Genomic DNA, 17414 nt, shown 5'->3' on the forward strand with positions numbered 1-17414 from the left:
TTGCCGGCTCAGCCGATGGCGCCGACGATAGCGCCGATCAGGCAGGTGGAGAGCGTGCCGGAGACGACGGTGCGCGGCCCGAGCCTGAGGATGTCGTCACGGCGGGCCGGCGATAGCGCCGTGAGCCCCCCGACCATGATGCCGAGCGAGCCCAGGTTGGCGAAGCCGCACATGGCGTAGAGCATGATCAGCCGGCTGCGCGGCGTGAGCGCGTCGGGCGGCAGTGCGGCGAGGTCGAGGTAGGCGATGAACTCGTTGAGGATGGTCTTGGTGCCCATCAGCGCCCCGGCCGTCGGCGCCTCCGACCAGGGGATGCCCATCAGCCAGCACAGCGGCGCCATCACCGCGCCGAGCATGCGCTGCAAGGTCAGCGGCGCGCCCATTACCGGCGGCAGGAGGCCGATCATGGCGTTGACCAGGTGCACCAGCGCCACCAGCACGATGAGCATGGCGACGATGTTGAGCAGCAGCTCGAGGCCGACGGTGGTGCCCTTGACGATGGCATCCATGGTGCTCGAGGCGACCGGCTCCATCGGGCCGAGCGTGCCCGGCATCTGCTGGGCCTCGGTCTCCGGCACCATCAGCTGCGCGATGAGGATCGCCGCCGGAGCGCCGAGCATGGAGGCGACGATCAGGTGGCTGGCCACGTCCGGAATGGCGTCGCGCAGGATGGTGGCGTAGACGACGAACACCGTGCCGGCGATGCCGGCCATGCCGCCGGTCATGACGATGAACAGCTCGCTCCTGGTCAGCTTGGCCAGGTAGGGCCGGATGAACATCGGCCCCTCCACCATGCCGACGAAGATGTTGGCGGCGGTGGCGAGCCCGACGGCGCCGCCGACGCCGAGCAGCCGCTCCAGCACGAACGAGAACCCCCGCACCACCGGCGGCAGGATCCCCCAGTAGAACCCCAGGGTGGTGAGGACGCTGACCACCAGCGCGATCGGCAGTGCCTGGAAAGCCAGGATGAAGCCGTTGCCCGGGCTTTTGACCTCGTAGGGCGCAGGGCCGCCGCCGACGTAGCCGAAGACGAACGATGTTCCGGCCCGCGTCGCCTCGGAGATCGCGTCGACGGCGCCGTTGGCGTAGCTGAGCAGGGCGACGATGGGCGAAACGTGCAGGGCGAGGGTCGAGACGGCGACGGTCAGCGCCAGCGCAGCCGCGATCCGGCGCCAGGATACGGCCCTGCGGTTGTTGCTCAGCAGCCAGGCGACCGCGAGGATGACGACGATGCCAAGCCCCGATTGCAGCCGCTCGGCGATCATCGGGACCTCTCTTCGCGCGTTAGCTGTCGTGCGCCGCCAGCGTGTCGTGCAGCAGCTGCAGGGCCGCTTCGGCGAAGGCGATCATGTTGGGCTCGCGCTCGCCGATCCCGGTACGCAGCGTGCGCGTCTCCGTTCGCGGGCCGGCGATGGCCAGGCACGTGTGGCCGGTCGGGTCGCCGTAGCGGTTGGTGCTCGGGCCCGATGCCCCCGTCTCGCACAGGCCCCAGGTGGCGCCGAGCCGCAGGCGCACGGTCTCGGCCATGAACGCTGCGTAGGGCTCGCTCGAGCTGCGGATGCCCGGCGGCAGGCGCTCCACGCCGAGGAGGCCGCGCGCCGCGGGGCGCGAGTAGGTGACGCTGGCGCCGATGAAATAAGCCGATGCGCCGGGCACCGAGAGCAGGGCGGCCGCAACAAGGCCCCCTGCCGAGGATTCCGAGACGCCGATCGTCTCCTGGCGGGCGACCAGCCGTTCGGCGCAAGCCTGGGCCAGACGGGTGAGGCGGGGCGGTATGGTATCGGCGCTCATGCCTTTTGGTTTGGGCTAAGGCAGGAATAAGTCAAGGCCCGGCTAGAGCGCTTCGCGATTGGGTGGACTCACCCAATCGCAAGAGAAGCGCTCCAGACTCAAAAGGTTATGAGCGTTTCTCAGCCATTGGATGGCCCCATCCAATGGCGAAATGCTCTAGGCTGTGGCTTGGCCAATTCGGTGCGTTGCGCCTGGCGGCCGGACGGCCGGGCCGCTGCTTCAGCCGGGCCGGGCGTGCTCGGCCCTCCCGCCGCAAACGTCAGACCTTCATCGCCGCGCCGAACGCCGGTCTCGGCGCGGCGTCCGCAAAGCCCGCCAAGGTGCAGGTGGCAGCGCCAGGCATTCAACTTGGCGGCCTCAGACAAGCGGCCGTCGCCCCCCGGCCATAGGGTGTAACTTCTGGAACGCTTCTAGACTCGCAGGGGAGACCATCATGTCTGCGGATAGTCACGGGCAGTTACCATCGATATCCGAGGACTATGTGCTGAACGAGGACTTCAGCGACAGCCCGGGGCGTGAAGCCGATGTCCGGCAGATCGTCTTTGCCCAATTCGGAGTGCAAGGGCCGCGCGCCGACTGCGGCCTCGAATTCGTCGGCACCATGCGTAATCTCTTCGCCCTGGCGAGTGGTCCCCGCCGCGTCGAGCGATGCCACCACTGGGATGCCGCAGGATATCACGAGGATATTCTGATGGCCTATTGGATGGATACTGACAGATATCGTGCGTGGCTTGGGCAGCCGGAGGTCGTGTCCTGGTGGGACGGTCTGTCGGCGAGCGGCGAGCTCGGCTATTGGCGGGAGATCCTGGCGCCGGACGCCGACCGCTTCGGCTTCCTCGGCTTCGGCTTGAATGAAAACCGGCGGGTCGGCTGCATCCATGCCGTCCGCTCCAAGGCCAGCGAGAAGTGGGGATACTGGGGCGGCTACCGCGACCGGTTCGTTGCTTCGAAGGCGGATGCGTTCGACCCTGAATTCGAGGCCGACATAAAGCCGGTGCCGAACAGGGTGACGAAAGGGAGGCGAGTCAAGGTTCAGCTGCCCCGCAACGTATGCTTCGTCCGTGAGGGGGCCGAGACCACCTACATCACGAATCCCAAGGAACGCGAGGGTTGGAACACCCGGATCAAGCCGGTCTTCGAGAAGTGGATCGCCTATCTGCGCGACTATCCTTCGCTGAGCGGCGCGGTCTGCCTGCGCGACACCATCGAGCAGGATCTGGAGACCGGGGCAGACTACGAGAAGCACAATACGCTGATCTATTTCGTCAGCTTGCGGCACATGGAGCGGGCGGCCAGGACGCAGCCGTCCCATGTGGCGCTGTACAATACCTACATGGGCATGATGACGGAGCTGGGCGAGGCGTCGATCACGCCTGAATTCGTCATCTGGGCGGAAGCCCACATCCTGTCGCGTGACAGCGTCGAAGTCGAATACGTCAACTGTCACGACCGCACGGGCCTGATCCCCTACTACATGACGCAGGACGAGGCCTGACACGCCGATACCGAGCGTGCCCCCAATCGTGACGGACATGAAGCGAGGCCACCATGTCGATGTGGGACAACAAGGCTGCCTTCTCCAGATTTCTCGATCAGGCGGTCAACAACGGCAACCTGACGGTCGTGGACGAGATCTTCCACGATGAGTTCGTCGGTTATCTTCCCGACGTGGCCGAGCCCGTGAAGGGGCCCGAGGGATGCAGCGCCTGGGTGCGGGGCCTTCGCGCCGGCTTCGGCGATCTGAACTCGCTCATCGAAGGCGGGTGGCTGATTGCCGAGGTCGGCACTCACGAGGTGGGCAAGGGCCGCGTCGTGGAGCGCGTCGCGGCTTTCGTGGTGATGCGCGGCACGCACACCGGCAGCTTTGCCGCCGTCACGGCCACGCGCAAGCGTGTCACGTGGGGGGAGGTGCACCTGCTCACGTTCGACAGCGGGCTGATCGTTCAGGACGTCGTCGTGCGCGACACCTACAGTCTCCTGCGCCAGATGGGCGTGAGCTCGCTGCAGGAAACAAGCGCCCCGACCATCCTGCCTCCGGTGCTCATCTAGAGCGCTTTGCGATTGGGTGGACTCACCCAATCGCAAGAGAAGCGCTCCAGACTCAAAAGGTTACGAGCATTTCTCGGTCATTGGATGATCCCATCCAATGACCGAAAGGCTCTAGCCGGCGCGCGTGCGCAGGTGGCTCGGGGCGGTGCCCATGACGCGCTTGAAGGCGCGGCTGAAAGAGGCCTCGGAATCGTAGCCGAGCCGGCGCGCGACCTCGGAAATGCGGGCCCGATCACGCAAGATCCACTGCCGCGCCTGATGCATGCGCACCTGCGCGACGTAGCTGGCGGGTGTTTCGCCGACGATTGCCGCGAATTTCTCGGCAAAGCTCGATCGCGAGGCGCCCATGATCCGGGCCAGCGCCTCGACGGTCCAGTCGCGCTCCGGCTGGAGATGAATCGCTGCCAGCACCCGTCCGATATAGGGGTTGCGGACCGCCGCGAGCCAGCCCGTCGTGTCGCCGCAGCCGTGTTCGACCCAGGAGCGGATGATCTTGGCGGCGAGCACATCGGCCAGCCGGGCGGCGATGCCGGCCGCGCCAACCCGATCCATGGCGATCTCGCAGCCCATGGCTTCCAGCAGATGCGGAATGGCGGGCTCGCTGCCGATGAGCTCGTTGGCGCGCATCACGTCGGGCATCATCCGGAGAAGCGGGTGAAGCCCATCGAGATTGAAATCCATCGAACCGAAGAACAGCAGGCAGCTCTCGCCATCGCCATCGCCGCGGGACCGGAAGTCGAAGATGTCGTCGCAGATGGTTGCGCAGTCGCGGCGGAGGAAGGGCGGCGTCGGCGCGCCCGGCTCGCTCGCCAGGGCATGGGCCGCACCACGCGGCAGCAGGACGGCGTCGCCCGCACCGAGCGGCACCCATTCGTCGGCCGGTGTCAGTAGCCAGCAGCCCCGTTCGGCGACGAAGTGAAAGCGGGCCGCCTGCTGGGCGGGAAACGAGAAGCCCCAGGGTGCCGCCAGCCGGCAACGCGCATACTCGACCCCGTCCAGCCGCACGCCGCGGAGCATGTCGGTGAGCGGGTCGCTGGCGAGGGGACCCGGCGGGTTGGACGAATGGTCAAGCATGTCGGTGTTTATAGCATGGAAACTCCAAGGGGACGCGCCTAGTTCTGCGGCCCGATCCCTCCGGAGCCCCATCGCCCATGTCCGACCTCACCTGCGTCCCCACAGGCGACACTGTACGGCCCGGCACGCCCGACGAGGCGACGGCGCCGGCGGCCTGGGCCGCCATCGTCTCGCTGGCGCTCGGTGTCTTCGGCCTCGTGACGGCCGAGTTTCTGCCGGCGAGCCTGTTGACGCGGATCGCCGCCGATCTCGGCGTCTCCGACGGCACGGCCGGGCAGACCGTCACGGCGACGGCGATGGTCGCCGCGGTGGCCGGGCCCGCGATCGTCGTCGGGACCGGCGGTGTCGACCGCCGCCTCATCGTGTGGGGGCTGACGATCCTGCTCGTGGCCTCGAACCTTCTTTCGGCCTTCGCCTCGCACGTCGCGGTGCTGCTGGTCGCGCGGGTGGCCCTCGGCATTGCGCTCGGCGGCTTCTGGTCCCTGGCGGCGGCGCTGGCCGTGCGCCTCGTCCCTGCTGCTCTGATGCCGCGGGCGATGTCGATCATCTTCACCGGTGTGTCGGCCGCGACAGTCTGCGCCGCCCCGGTCGGGGCCTACCTCGGCGATCTCTGGGGCTGGCGCGCAACCTTCCTGGTCGCGGCAGCCGTCGGTCTGCTGGCGCTGGCGGCGCAACTGCTCGCCATGCCGAAGCTGCCGCCGGTCGGGAGCCAAGGCCTCGGCACCTTTCTCGTGCTGCTGCGGCGGCCGCGCATCCGGATCGGTCTGATCATCGTGATGCTCGTGATCTCGGGTCATTTTTCCGGCTTCACCTACGTCAGGCCTTTCCTCGAGCAGGTTCCACAGCTCGACGTCGGGATGATCTCCCTCGTCCTGCTCGCCTTTGGCATCGGTGGCTTCTTCGGCAACCTGGCCGGCGGCTTCGTCGCCGAGCGCAGCGCTCGCCGGGCCGTGGGGCTGGCCTCGCTGCTGCTGGCGACGATGGCGTTCGCGCTGATCGGGTTCGGCACGTCGGTGCCCGTCTCGATGCTCGCGACCGCGACCTGGGGCTTTGCCTTCGGGGCGCTGCCCGTCGGCATCCAGACCTGGAACACGCAGGCCGCGCCGGATCACGCGGAGAGTGCGGGCGCCCTCCTGGTCTCGACGTTCCAGGTCGCCATCGCCTCCGGCGCGATCATGGGCGGCTTGCTGGTCGATGGCTTCGGAGCGCCGGGCGCCATCGGCTATTGCGCCGCCGCCGTCATGCTGGGCGGCCTCGTCATGCTTGCGGCTGCCCGTCCGACGCTGCCGTCGGAGGGCTGACCGGCCTGCCGTTGCGCCGGGCATATCGGCGGAAATACTCCAACTCCTTGAATCTGGATCACTTCTCTTGCGGTTGGGTGAGTCCACCCAGCCGCGAAGCGCTCGAGTCGAGCTGGCAGCGGCAGGCAAACACATTGGCGGTGAGAAGCAAGCGACGCCGGGCGCTCCCCCCTAGCATCGGATCATCGCTTCGACGGCACGGCCGGCCCGACCGGCCCGCGCGTCGACAAAATGAAAACATGAGGGGTTGCAATGGCACGATGTCATGGAAGGAGCCCGCCGCTTCGGGCAAGCGCTGCGGTGGCCTGGGCGGTCTCCCTGGCTATCCCGATGGCTATGGCTGGCCGCGCCGGCGCCGAGGACGCAACCCATTCGGTGATGAACAAGCATGCGGACATCACGTCCATGTGCGGCACCAAGCCGGCCGTCGTCGCCCTGACCGACGGCTTCGGCGGCGCGACCTGGTTCAAGACGGCCGCCGCCGAGTTCAAGGACGAGATGGGCAAGTGCCCGAACGTCACCAAGGTGATGTATCTCGACGCGAACAACGATCAGCAGAAGTACAATAGCGACATCAACAGCCTTGTCTCGCAGGGCGTGAACGTTCTGGTGTCGTTCACCCATTTCGGCGACGCGTCGCTGTCGGCGTTCAAGATGGCGACCAGGGCCGGCGTCACCGTCGTTCCCTATTTCAGCCAGATCGCCGGCACCGAGGGCAAGGACTACGCGGCGATCGTGTACCAGGATCCGATCGCCGACGGCGGCATGTGGGCCGACTGGCTCGGCAACACCATCAAGTCCGGCAACGTGGTGTTCCTCGGCGGCCCGGCGGGCGCGACGTCGTCGCAGAAGTTCATGGACGGGTTCAAGAAAGGGCTCGCCAAGTTTCCCGACGTGAAGCTGCTCGACGACAACTACATCGTCACCAACTGGAACCCGGTGGACGGCCAGAAGGCGGCTGCCGCCCTGATCGCCAAGTATCCCAAGATCGACGGCATCGCGTCGGACTACGGGGTGACGACCATGGCCGCGATCAAGGCGTTCCAGCAGGCGGGGCTGCCCGTCCCGGCCCAGGCCACCCTCGCCAGCAGCAACGAGCTCAACTGCAAGTTCCTGGCCGACAAGGCGGCCGGCAAGGGTTGGAAGTACTTCTCCCTCGACGGCACGACCTCACTGGTCCGCTTCGCCGCCAGGCGCGCGCTCGCGGCCTACGAAGGAACCGAGAACAAGGAGCCCAAGGCCGTCGTTCCCTATGTCTATGCCGACAGCGAAGCCGGCATTGCTCCCAAATGCGATCCGAGCCTGCCGCCGGACGCCGACATGTCGGGGCAATTGTCCGACGCCAAGCTGAAGACGCTTCTCTCGGAATAGGGGCGTCTTTCATGGTCGACCAGCCCGTCCTGGCGGTTTCCGGGATCTCCAAGCGCTTCCCCGGCGTATGGGCGCTGCGCGGCGTCACCTTCGACGTGGCTCCCGGCGAGGTGCATGGCCTCGTCGGCGAGAATGGCGCCGGCAAGTCCACCCTCATGGCCGTCGCCTCGGGGGCCATGGCGCCCGACGAGGGCCGCGTGCTGATCGCGGGCATGCCGGTGAGCGGCGACCCCGAGCGCGCCCGCGACAGCGGCCTGGCGATCGTGCGGCAGGAGCCGGCGCTCATGCCGGACCTGACGGTGGCCGAGAATCTCTATCTGGGAATGCCGGCCGGCCGGCGGCCGCCGATCGCTCGGCTGAGCTCCTGGGCCGAGGCCGTCCTCGCCCGATGGGACCCGGAGGCGGCCATCGACGCCAGCCGTCGCGTCGACCAATTGAACTCCGAGCAGCGCTTCATCGTCGAGATCGCCAAGGCGCTGGCGGTCGAGCCGCGCGTTCTCATCCTGGACGAGCCCACCGAGCATCTCCTGGCCGACGACGTCGGGCGGCTGTTCGACCAGATTCGCCGCGTCGCCGCGACCGGCGCCGGCATCGTCTACATCTCCCACCGCATCCGCGAAGTGAAGGAGATCAGCACGCGCGTCACGGTGCTGCGCGACGGCATCACGCGCGGCACGTTCGGCGCCGACGAGCTCACCGAAGCGCAGATCGTCGAGCTGATCGTCGGCACCGATGCCGAGCACGAGTTCCCACCCAAGGCGCGGGCCATCGACGGACGCAGCCCGGCCCTCAGCGTCGCGGGCTATACCGGCAACGGCTTCTCGGGCGTCGCGCTGGACGTCTTCCCCGGCGAGATCGTCGGCCTCGGCGGCATGGACGGCAACGGCAAGCGCGAGTTCATGCGCGCGCTGGCGGGGATAGCGCCGGGCAGCGGCTCGGCCCGCGTCGGCGACCGCCCCGTCCGGCTGGGCAACAGCGGCGATGCGACCGCCGCCGGGATTCAGTATCTGTCCGGGGCGCGGCAGAAGGAGGGGATCTTCGCCGACCTGTCGGTGCGCGAGAACTTCTCGTTCCGCAGCCTCGACAAGGACGCGGTCGCGGGCTTCATCGGTCGATCGCACCAGGCCGGACGGGCGCGCCAGGCCGTCGAGGCCTTCGCCGTGAAGACGCCGACGATCGAGACCCCGATCGCGGCGCTGTCGGGCGGAAGCCAGCAGAAGGTCGCCATGTCCGGCGTCCTGGCGCGCGAGCCGGCGGTGATCCTCATCGACGAGCCTACCCAGGGCGTCGACGTGGGGGCGCGGGCCGCCATCTACCGCACCCTGCGGGATGCGGCCGGGCGAGGAGCCGCGGTCCTGCTGATCTCGTCCGACGCCGCCGAGGTCGCCGGCCTGAGCGACCGGGTGGCGGTCTTCTCGCGCGGCCAGATCGTGCAGGAGCTCGACGGCGCCGCCGTGTCCGAGAGCGCCATCACCACCGCGGTCCTGACCTCCGGCAGCCTGCGCGGCCGTTCCGGCCACCGCGCCAGCCGGTCGGACCGCCTGCTCCAGTGGCTGGCCGGCTATTGGGCGCCGCTCGTCATGGTGGCGGCCATCATCGCCCTCCTGGGTCTTTATGCCTCGCTCATCAACGCGCACTATCTGACGGCCTTCAACATCGGCGGGATGTTGGCCATCGCGTCGACGCTGGTTCTCGTCGCGTGCGCGCAGCAGATGCTGATGCTGGTCGGCGGCATCGATCTGTCGGTGGGCCCCTTGATGGGGCTCGTGGTCGTGGTCCAATCCTACTTCCTCGTGACCGGCGCGACGCCGGCCGAGCAGGCTGTCGGGTGGGGCCTGGCGATCGCCGTATCGGTGGCCGTCGGCTTGCTCAACTGGGCGCTGGTCGATCCTATCGGCATGCATCCCATGGTGGCGACGCTGTCGACGTTCATGGCGCTGCAGGCCTTGTCCCTGACGCTCCGCCCGATCCCGGGCGGCCTCATCGACGACGGCATCATGGATGCCGTGAACGCGCGCTGGGGCCTCGTTCCGGTCATGCTGATCGTCGGGGCCGGCCTGGTCGCCGCGCTCGAGTTTGCGCTGTTCCACACCCCGTGGGGCGTCAGGTTCCGCGCCTTCGGCTCACGTCCCGAGGCGGCGCGCCTCGCGGGCATCTCGCCGCGCGCCACCCGGCTCGCCGCCTACGTCGCGTGCTCGGTCATCGCGGGGCTCGCGGCCATCGCCATGATGGGGCAGGTCGGCATTGGCGATCCCAAGAGCGGCAGCAACTACACGCTCGCCAGCATCGCCGCGGCGGTGATCGGCGGCGCCAGCCTGTTCGGCGCCCGGGGCTCGTTCATCGGCGCCTTGCTGGGGGCGTTCCTCATTTCCCAGGTCAACGTCGTCACCAGCTTCATCGGCTTGAACGACGCCTGGCGCTCCCTGCTGCTCGGCAGTCTCATCGTGCTCGCGGTCGCCTTCTATTCCAAGGGCCGGCAGCTGGTGGTGGCGCGATGAGCAGGCCGCTGCCCATGCCGTTGCCATCCGCCGTCGCGGATCCGGCCAGGCCGCCGCGGCGGGCCATCCGGGTCAGCGAGTTCTCCTGGATCTGGATCGCACTGGCCGTGCTGGTCGCGGCCAGCGCCGTGCTGGCGCCGGGCACGCTGCGTCCCGGCTCCATCGCCGCGATGCTGCCGTTCGCAGCCGCCTTGTCGATCGTCGCCGTGGGGCAAACCCTGGTCATCCAGCAGCGCGGCCTCGACATGGCCGCGGCGGGGATCATTTCCGTCGCCGGCATCCTGGCCGCCAAGCTCGGCGGCATGTCCGGCTCGCCGGCGCTGGGCGTCGTCGCGACGGTTCTGGCCTGCGCCGCCATCGGCTTCGTCAGCGGCTTCCTCGTCGCCAAGGTGAATATCAGCCCGATCGTCGCGACGCTGGCGACGGGTGCCCTGGTCTCCGGCATCGCGCGGCTCCAGGCGAAGGGCAGCGCGCTGCCGATCGCGCCGCAGCTCCAGGACCTGGCGCACGCGACGGTGCTCGGCCTCCCGCTCAGCATCGTGTGCGCCTATGCGATGATCGCCGTGGTCGCCGTTCTGATGGCGCGGACGATCGTCGGGCGCCGCTTCGTCGCCGTGGGCGTCAACCCGGAGACGGCGCTCTGCTCGGGCGTGGTGGTCCTGCGCTATCGGATCGGCACCTACGTGATCGCCGCCATGCTCTACGCGCTGGCAGGCATCTTCCTCGCCGCCTTCATCGGCTATGCCTCGCCGACCGCCGGCGACGACTACTTGCTGCCCGGGATTGCGGCGGTCGTGGTCGGCGGGACGCCGTTCACCGGCGGCCGCGGCAGCGTGGTGGCCAGCGGCGCTGCGGCGCTCTTCATGGCACAGCTCGGGCAGATGGTTCTGGCGCTCGGCGCCGGTCCCGCCCAGCAGCTGCTCGTCCAGGCGGCGGCGATCGTGATCGCGACGTCGATCCGGCGCGTTCCGGTCGCGGCGGCGCAGAAATTGCTCTCGACTATTGGCTCAAAGAGGGGGACGATCCGTGCATAGCTCCGGCCATGCAGAGCGACGGCTAGCGCTCGAGCATCTCTCGATCGGATGCGCAGCTGGTCGGCCCGAGATGCTCCAGCTTGCCGAAGCTGGAACGCTGCTTGTCCGGTCGGGTGATCCGTCCGGCCGGCCGCCGTCGCTCACGGCCCACGTCGCCCCGCCGAGAGCGTACCGAAGCCCGGTTTCGCATGTCGCCATAACAGGAGGTCGCGATGACGGATCATCAACATCACCAACCGTCTGACATTGCATTGCGCGTCAAGGCTGTCGAATCGTTGCTGGTCGAGAAAGGACTGCTCGATCCCAAGGCCGTCGATCTGCTGATCGACGCCTACGAGAACAAGATCGGTCCGCACAACGGCGCGGCGGTGGTGGCGCGCGCCTGGTCCGACCCGGCCTACAAGCAGCGCCTGCTCGAGGACGGCACGGCGGCGATCGCCGAGCTCGGCTATTCCGGCATCCAGGGCGAGGACATGGTCGTGGTCGAGAACACGCCCGACGTCCACAACATGGTCGTCTGCACGCTGTGCTCCTGCTACCCGTGGCCGACGCTCGGGCTGCCGCCCAACTGGTACAAGGCGGCGCCCTACCGGTCGCGGGCCGTGATCGAGCCGCGCAGCGTCCTCAAGGAGTTCGGCGTCGAGCTGCCCCAGGACACCGAGGTTCGCGTCTGGGACAGCAACGCGGAGCTGCGCTACCTGGTCCTGCCGATGCGCCCGGCCGGGACGGAGGGGCTCGACGAAAGCCAGCTCGCCGAACTGGTCACGCGCGACAGCATGGTCGGCGTCGGCCTGCCGGCCGATTCGAAGTGAGGGAGGTGCGGCGATGAACGGAATCCACGACCTCGGCGGCATGCACGGCCTCGGGCCGATCGACATCGATCCGGGCCAGCCGATCTTCCGCGCCGATTGGGAGCGCCGCATGTTCGGCATGTTCATCCTGGCCTTCGCGGGTGGACACTTCAATATCGACCAGTTCAGGGCCGCAATCGAGAAGATGAGCCCGAGTCACTACCTCGAGTCTCCGTATTACGAGCACTGGCTGCACTCGTTGGAGGCGTGGTGCGTCGCCAACGGTTCGCTCACCGAGGCCGAGATCGACAAGCGGATGGCTGAAATCAGACAGGGGCAAACCATACAGGGGCAAGCGTGATGCCACAGATGTTTCCTGCCGAGAACGTCGACCTGCTGGTCAAGACCGGCGGCTCCTGCCGCGTCGACACCGCGGTCGCGCCCGGGTTCACCCCCGGCGACAAGGTGATGGTGCTCAACATCAATCCGGTCACGCACACGCGGCTGCCCCGCTACGTCAGGGGCAAGCGCGGCGTCGTGCACAAGGATCACGGGGTCTTCGTTTTCCCGGATACGAACGCCGAGCTGAAGGGCGAAAAGCCCCAGCACGTCTACAGCGTCGTGTTCTCCGCCCGTGAGCTCTGGGGCGAGGCGGCTCCAGCGAAGGACAAGATCTACATCGACATGTTCGAAGACTACATCGTCGACGACAAGAGTTGAGGTGTGCCATGGCGGACAACGTCAGAATCGGGCAGGCCCCCGGCCAGCCCGGCGATGCCGACGGCCCGGTGTTCCGCGAGCCCTGGGAGGCGTCGGCCTTCGCCATCGCGGTCGAGCTGAGCAAGGCGGGCCATTTCACGTGGCCCGAGTGGGTGGAGTGCTTCTCACGCGAGATCAAGGCGCACGATGCCGAGCATCCCGATGATGACGGGCACGATTATTACCATGTCTGGTTCGCGGCGCTCGAGCGGCTGCTGGCGAGCAAGCAGCTGCTGGACAGCCGGAGCGTCGACGAGCGTCATCAATATTTGATCGACCATCCCGTTCCACACGACCATGTGGCCCGGCGCGAGCCGGTTTGCGTCGCGTGACCCGTCCATCCGCGGCCTGAGGTTCAGGTCGACGAAAGGAGAGCCTACCCATGTCGAGTGCTGTTGTCGTTCCGGGCATCACCGCAGGCCCGGCAGCGGAGCCGCTGCCGCTCAAGGAGATCGCGCCGTGGCTGCTGTTCGGCGGCCTGCTGCTTCTTCTCGCCGTCTACTTCATCGGCGTCGAGGAAGGGGCGGCCGCGTTGTTCAGCGGCAGCTATATCCACGAGTTCGTGCACGACGGCCGGCATCTGCTCGGCTTTCCCTGTCACTGAGCCGCACCAGTTCAGCCACGCGCCAACGTCATGGCCTGGCCAATTGGGCATTGGACGAGCCGTCGCGCACCCTCTCCCCGCAAGCGGGGCGAGGTGCGCGGCTGGACCGTCGGAGCCGATGCGGAAAAGCAGAGCACCGGCAGATCTGCCCGTCATGTCCAGCGTTCGAAAGAAGAGGTGAGTATCATGCCGGACGAGTTCGGCTTCGAGAACCTGACGCGGATCTCGGAACTTATACGGAACCGGAGCGTATCGTCGGCCGAGGTGACGGCGGCCCTTTTGAAGCGGATCGAGCGGCTGGACGGGACCTACCGCAGTTACACCACGTTGCTCGGCGAGCGCGCGCTTGCCCGCGCCGAGGCGGCCGACCGGGAGCTCGCCAAGGGCATCTGGCGGGGGCCGCTGCACGGCGTTCCGGTGGCGGTCAAGGACCTCTGCAACACCACGTTCGCGCCGACCGGCGCCGGCACCATGATGCTGCGCGGCGTGGTGCCCGATCACAACGCGACGGTGGTCGACCGGCTCGAGCAAGGCGGCGCGGTGATCCTGGGCAAGCTCGGCATGACCGAGGGGGCCTACACCAGCCACCACCCGCAGAACCCTTCGCCGCTCAACCCCTGGGGGCTCGGGCACTGGGTCGGCTCGTCCTCGACCGGCTCCGGTGTCGCCACCGCCGCCGGCCTCTGCTACGGCGCTCTCGGCTCCGATACCGGCGGATCGATCCGCTTTCCCTCGGCCACCTGCGGCCTGACCGGCATCAAGCCGACCTGGGGGCGGGTGAGCCGCTACGGCGTGTTCCCGCTCGCCGCCTCGCTCGACCATATCGGCCCGATGACGCGCAGTGCGGCGGACGCGGCGGCCATGCTGGGCGTCATCGCCGGCGCCGATCCGCATGACCCGACCACGCTCAAGGCCGACGTCCCCGACTATCTGGCCGAGGCCGGCCGCAGCATCCGGGGCCTCAGGATCGGCATCGACCGCCGTTTCGTCAGCGACGGGATCGACGGCGAGGTGGTGGCGGCGGTCACGGCGGCGGAGCATGCGCTCGCCGACCTCGGTGCCCGCATCGTGGAGATCCAGTTTCCGCCCACGGCGCAGCTCGTGCGCGGCTGGATTCCGTTCTGCTCGGTGGAAACGGCGATCGCCCACAAGGAGACGTATCCGGCGCGCGCCAGGGAGTATGGTCCCGATCTCGCGGCGCTGATCGAGCAGGGCCGCGGGCTGTCGGGCGCAGAGCTCGGCCAGATCTATCACGAGCGCCTCGCCTTCTCGGGCGCGCTCGCCGCCGTGTTCCAGGACGTGGACCTGATCCTCGTCCCCACCATGCCGGTGCCGGTGCCGAGCCTCGAGCAGATGGCTGCCTACGGCGAGGATCCGGACGTGTTGCTCGCCATTCTCCGCTTCACGGCCCCCTTCGACTTCTCGGGCAGCCCGACGATCACGCTGCCCGCCGGTATCGACAAGGCCGGCATTCCGCTCAGCCTGCAGCTGGTCGGCCGGCACTTGGGCGAGGATCTGCTGTGCCGCGCCGGTCACGCCTTCCAGCAGGTGACGGATTGGCACACGCGCCGACCGCCGCAACTGGACGGCTGAGCGGGAGGCCGGGGCGGGCTTGAACACCAACGGTCCACACCCCTCGCCCGTCATGGCTGGGCTTGACCCGGCCATCCATCCACTTGGAAAAGAATGGTTTTCGGCCAGCCCTGCGGGCTGACTCACTTCGTTGATGGATGGCCGGGTCAAGCCCGGCCATGACGGCGCGCAAGGGCTCCATCGAGGCAAAGGCCATCCGGCCGTGCACCACGTCAGCCGAGATCAGCGCGCCCCTTCACCCGCTTCGCCAGCATCGATTGCGGCGTGACGCCGTAGGCCGCCTTGAAGCTGCGGCTGAAGTGCGAGAGCTCCTTGAAGCCGACGCGGAAGGCGGCGTCGGTCACGTTCTGCACCAGGCCGGCGGCGATGTCGTGGTGGCTTACCTCGAGCCGCTGCTGCCAGACCCACCGCATCGGCGTCGTGCCGGCCTTCGCGAACAGCCGGTTCAGCGTCCTCAGCGACACGCCGGCGTGCTCGGCCATCTTCTCGCTGGTCAGGTCCGGATCGCCGAGATTGGCGACGGCATAGCGCTTGCCGCGCTCGAGCTGCGCGAACTGCGATGACGCCATGGCTTCGCCGCCGTCGACCTCCAGGTCGATCAGCGCCAGCAGCATGTTGAAGACGGACGTGCCGAGCCGCGCACCGGCCATGGGGTTCAGCAAGTGCGGCGACGCGGGCTCGACGCATTGCATGAGCGTGCTGCCGAAGATCGCCTTCAGCGGGTTGCCGGCGCCGATCTGGCGCGCACATAAGGCCTCGCCCATGCGCGAGTTCGCGGTCAGCACGTCCCGCGGCACCTTCATCACGATGATTTCGGCGCCGAGCTCGTAGGCGAACGGCTTGCGGGCGTCGTACAGGCTGAGATCGCCGGGCGCCTGCCGAACCGTGCGTCCGTCCTGGGTCAATTGCCCGTCGCCGCTGACCACGTAGCTCACCAGGATATCGTCCTGGTGGTCGGCGCGGATATCGCGCGGATCCCGCGACCAGAAGTGCCGCGGCGCCTTGAGCGCGCCGAACCCGAACGGGCCCAGATCGCTGGACGACAGCTGCGCGTCGAACGGCCCCGAACCGCGGTCGAGGCAGGCGGCCGTGACGAAACGCTTGCAGACGACCTCGCGCCAATAGGCAAAGCGTTCATCCGGCCGCAATGAGCCCGTATCGAAGACCGCCGGCATGGCCATCGTCCTTTCTCGAAGCTCAAGCAAGGAACGTGTCGAGCAAGGAACGTGCCAGCGTTCCGGCGTCGAGCCGCCGATGAAGCATTGCCGCTGGGCGAGGTCCCTCGCCAACAGACTTGATCATGCCGGTGGGCTCGTCAATCTCGCAAGCCGGCTCAGAACGGATTGACGAAGTTGAGGATCGCCGTCTGGCGCAACAGCACCTGGCGGATGATGTGGCTCACCTTGACGTGGTCGGTGTAGATCGCGGCGTCGCCGACGCTGCCGGCCGGCAGGTGCTCGCCCAGCCCGGCCTCGTCGAGCTTGACGCGGACGACGAACGGCCCCGCCTCGATCTGCCGGGGTGGCGCGGCGGTGCCGGAGGGGGCGGCCTGGCCCGTCGAGATCGCCTGCAGCACCGTTTCCACCGTGCCGGTGTGGATCTCGCCGGGCAGGAACTTGAAGGTCAGCTCCACCTTCTGTCCCGGCTCGATGAAGCGGGCGTAGATCTGCGGCACCTCGACGACTACGATCGTGTCGGCGGTGTCGATGAAGGCCATCACCGGCGCCAACGGCAGGTTGGCGACGCGGGCGCCCTTGCGCAGCGCCAGATTGGTGACGTAGCCGTCCGCCGGCGCCCGCACCACCGTCTTGTCCAGGTTCCATTTGGCGCTGTCGATCTGCGCCTGGAGCCGCTTCACCTCGGCCTGGCGCTCCTCGACGTCGAAGGCCCGGCCCGCCGCCGTCCGCTGCAATTGCTGCATCTGCCTCAGCCGCGTATCCGCCAGCGTGTACTGGGCCGTGAGCGCGTCGAGCTGGGCCTGGTACGGGGTCGGATCGATCTTGAACAGCACGTCGCCGGCCTTGAGCGGCTGATTGGGTTGCACGGGCACGTCGCTCACCTCCCCCGCGACATCCGGCACGATCTGCACCGATTGCCGCCCGACCAGCGCCGTGCCGGCCGGAGCGCCCCAGCCCATGGGGATGAACAGCCCGACCAACAGGGCCAGAAGCACCAGGACGGGCGAGATCTTCCAGAACAGGTTGGCCGGGATGATCTTCAGCCAGATCAGCACCACCAGAACGAGGATATAGGCGTTGAGCAGAAAGACGATCATGGCGCCGGCTCCCGTCGCGGTGCCTGCGGCCGGGCCGGAATGTCGACGTAGGCCCAGATGAAGGCGAGGGGCCAGAACACGAGGCCGAAGATCAGGGTGATCCAGCCGGCGACGCCGACCGCCTGGGCCCAGGGATGGCCGCGCCGGCGGGCGACGTAGCCGGGGGCGATGCCGATGATCAACAGGACGGCGATGGCGGAGAGCACCGCCACGGCCAGCACGATGATCGCGAAAATATCGATGAAGGCCATGGATCGCGCCTTTCAGCCTGGCG

Annotated in this window: 18 protein-coding genes; 12 read left to right on the forward strand and 6 right to left on the reverse strand. The window is 68.1% G+C overall.

Translation table 11 applies throughout. The annotated features are described in order from the left end of the window. Positions 1 to 8: 8 nt before the first annotated feature. Together ACZ5PO_RS13650 and ACZ5PO_RS13655 are read right to left on the reverse strand one after the other, a co-directional pair. Positions 9 to 1265, reverse strand: a complete 1257-nt coding sequence (locus ACZ5PO_RS13650; protein WP_464194266.1) for a NupC/NupG family nucleoside CNT transporter — start codon at positions 1263 to 1265, stop codon at positions 9 to 11. A 19-nt stretch (positions 1266 to 1284) separates the two neighbouring features. Continuing rightward, the gene (locus ACZ5PO_RS13655) at positions 1285 to 1791 is read right to left on the reverse strand and encodes a CinA family protein (RefSeq protein WP_464194268.1); all 507 of its coding nucleotides are present in this window, start codon (positions 1789 to 1791) and stop codon (positions 1285 to 1287) included. Positions 1792 to 2224: 433 nt separating this feature from the next. Here ACZ5PO_RS13655 and ACZ5PO_RS13660 point away from each other — a divergent pair, with 433 nt between their 5' ends. Then, complete coding sequence (locus ACZ5PO_RS13660) at positions 2225 to 3286, forward strand: phenylacetaldoxime dehydratase family protein (RefSeq protein WP_464194270.1); 1062 nt, start codon at positions 2225 to 2227, stop codon at positions 3284 to 3286. Positions 3287 to 3339: 53 nt separating this feature from the next. Continuing rightward, the gene (locus ACZ5PO_RS13665) at positions 3340 to 3840 is read left to right on the forward strand and encodes an ester cyclase (protein WP_464194272.1); all 501 of its coding nucleotides are present in this window, start codon (positions 3340 to 3342) and stop codon (positions 3838 to 3840) included. 111 nt (positions 3841 to 3951) lie between these two features. Here ACZ5PO_RS13665 and ACZ5PO_RS13670 read toward each other — a convergent pair whose 3' ends face one another. Continuing rightward, complete coding sequence (locus ACZ5PO_RS13670) at positions 3952 to 4914, reverse strand: AraC family transcriptional regulator (RefSeq protein ID WP_464194274.1); 963 nt, start codon at positions 4912 to 4914, stop codon at positions 3952 to 3954. Between the two features lie 77 nt (positions 4915 to 4991). Here ACZ5PO_RS13670 and ACZ5PO_RS13675 point away from each other — a divergent pair, with 77 nt between their 5' ends. The 10 genes from ACZ5PO_RS13675 (at position 4992) to ACZ5PO_RS13720 (ending at position 14865) form a co-directional block, all read left to right on the forward strand. Next, entirely contained in the window at positions 4992 to 6215 is a 1224-nt protein-coding gene (locus ACZ5PO_RS13675) for an MFS transporter (protein ID WP_464194276.1), read from the forward strand. 330 nt (positions 6216 to 6545) lie between these two features. Then, on the forward strand, positions 6546 to 7586 hold the full coding sequence (locus ACZ5PO_RS13680; protein WP_464194278.1) for a substrate-binding domain-containing protein: 1041 nt from the start codon (positions 6546 to 6548) through the stop codon (positions 7584 to 7586). 11 nt (positions 7587 to 7597) lie between these two features. Beyond that, positions 7598 to 10084: an ATP-binding cassette domain-containing protein gene (locus tag ACZ5PO_RS13685; protein WP_464194280.1), complete on the forward strand. Its 2487-nt coding sequence runs from the start codon at positions 7598 to 7600 to the stop codon at positions 10082 to 10084. Next, positions 10081 to 11118 carry an ABC transporter permease gene (locus ACZ5PO_RS13690; protein ID WP_464194282.1) on the forward strand — a complete coding sequence of 346 codons (1038 nt, stop codon included), beginning with the start codon at positions 10081 to 10083 and terminating at the stop codon, positions 11116 to 11118. The genes ACZ5PO_RS13685 and ACZ5PO_RS13690 overlap by 4 nt, the downstream gene beginning before the upstream one ends. Positions 11119 to 11330: 212 nt before the next feature. Further along, positions 11331 to 11930 (forward strand): nitrile hydratase subunit alpha, encoded by a 600-nt coding sequence (gene nthA / locus ACZ5PO_RS13695; protein ID WP_464194284.1) that lies wholly within the window; start codon positions 11331 to 11333, stop codon positions 11928 to 11930. Positions 11931 to 11943: 13 nt separating this feature from the next. Further along, entirely contained in the window at positions 11944 to 12270 is a 327-nt protein-coding gene (locus ACZ5PO_RS13700) for a hypothetical protein (protein ID WP_464194286.1), read from the forward strand. Beyond that, positions 12270 to 12629 (forward strand): SH3-like domain-containing protein, encoded by a 360-nt coding sequence (locus tag ACZ5PO_RS13705; protein WP_464194288.1) that lies wholly within the window; start codon positions 12270 to 12272, stop codon positions 12627 to 12629. The genes ACZ5PO_RS13700 and ACZ5PO_RS13705 overlap by 1 nt, the downstream gene beginning before the upstream one ends. Before the next feature lie 8 nt (positions 12630 to 12637). After that, positions 12638 to 13000, forward strand: coding sequence for a nitrile hydratase accessory protein (locus ACZ5PO_RS13710; RefSeq protein ID WP_464194290.1), 363 nt, complete (start codon positions 12638 to 12640; stop codon positions 12998 to 13000). A gap of 50 nt (positions 13001 to 13050) precedes the next feature. Further along, the gene (locus tag ACZ5PO_RS13715) at positions 13051 to 13272 is read left to right on the forward strand and encodes a CbtB domain-containing protein (protein ID WP_464194292.1); all 222 of its coding nucleotides are present in this window, start codon (positions 13051 to 13053) and stop codon (positions 13270 to 13272) included. Between the two features lie 186 nt (positions 13273 to 13458). Beyond that, entirely contained in the window at positions 13459 to 14865 is a 1407-nt protein-coding gene (locus ACZ5PO_RS13720) for an amidase (protein ID WP_464194294.1), read from the forward strand. Positions 14866 to 15077: 212 nt separating this feature from the next. On the opposite strand, the gene ACZ5PO_RS13725 is transcribed toward ACZ5PO_RS13720, so the two are convergent. The 3 genes from ACZ5PO_RS13725 to ACZ5PO_RS13735 form a co-directional block, all read right to left on the reverse strand. After that, complete coding sequence (locus tag ACZ5PO_RS13725) at positions 15078 to 16040, reverse strand: helix-turn-helix domain-containing protein (protein ID WP_464194296.1); 963 nt, start codon at positions 16038 to 16040, stop codon at positions 15078 to 15080. Between the two features lie 158 nt (positions 16041 to 16198). Continuing rightward, positions 16199 to 17140, reverse strand: a complete 942-nt coding sequence (locus ACZ5PO_RS13730; RefSeq protein WP_464194298.1) for an HlyD family secretion protein — start codon at positions 17138 to 17140, stop codon at positions 16199 to 16201. Further along, complete coding sequence (locus tag ACZ5PO_RS13735; RefSeq protein ID WP_464194300.1) at positions 17137 to 17391, reverse strand: DUF3302 domain-containing protein; 255 nt, start codon at positions 17389 to 17391, stop codon at positions 17137 to 17139. Before ACZ5PO_RS13735 ends, ACZ5PO_RS13730 begins: the two co-directional genes overlap by 4 nt. Positions 17392 to 17414 lie beyond the last annotated feature (23 nt).

The organism is Chelatococcus sp. KU-N122 (assembly GCF_055391085.1).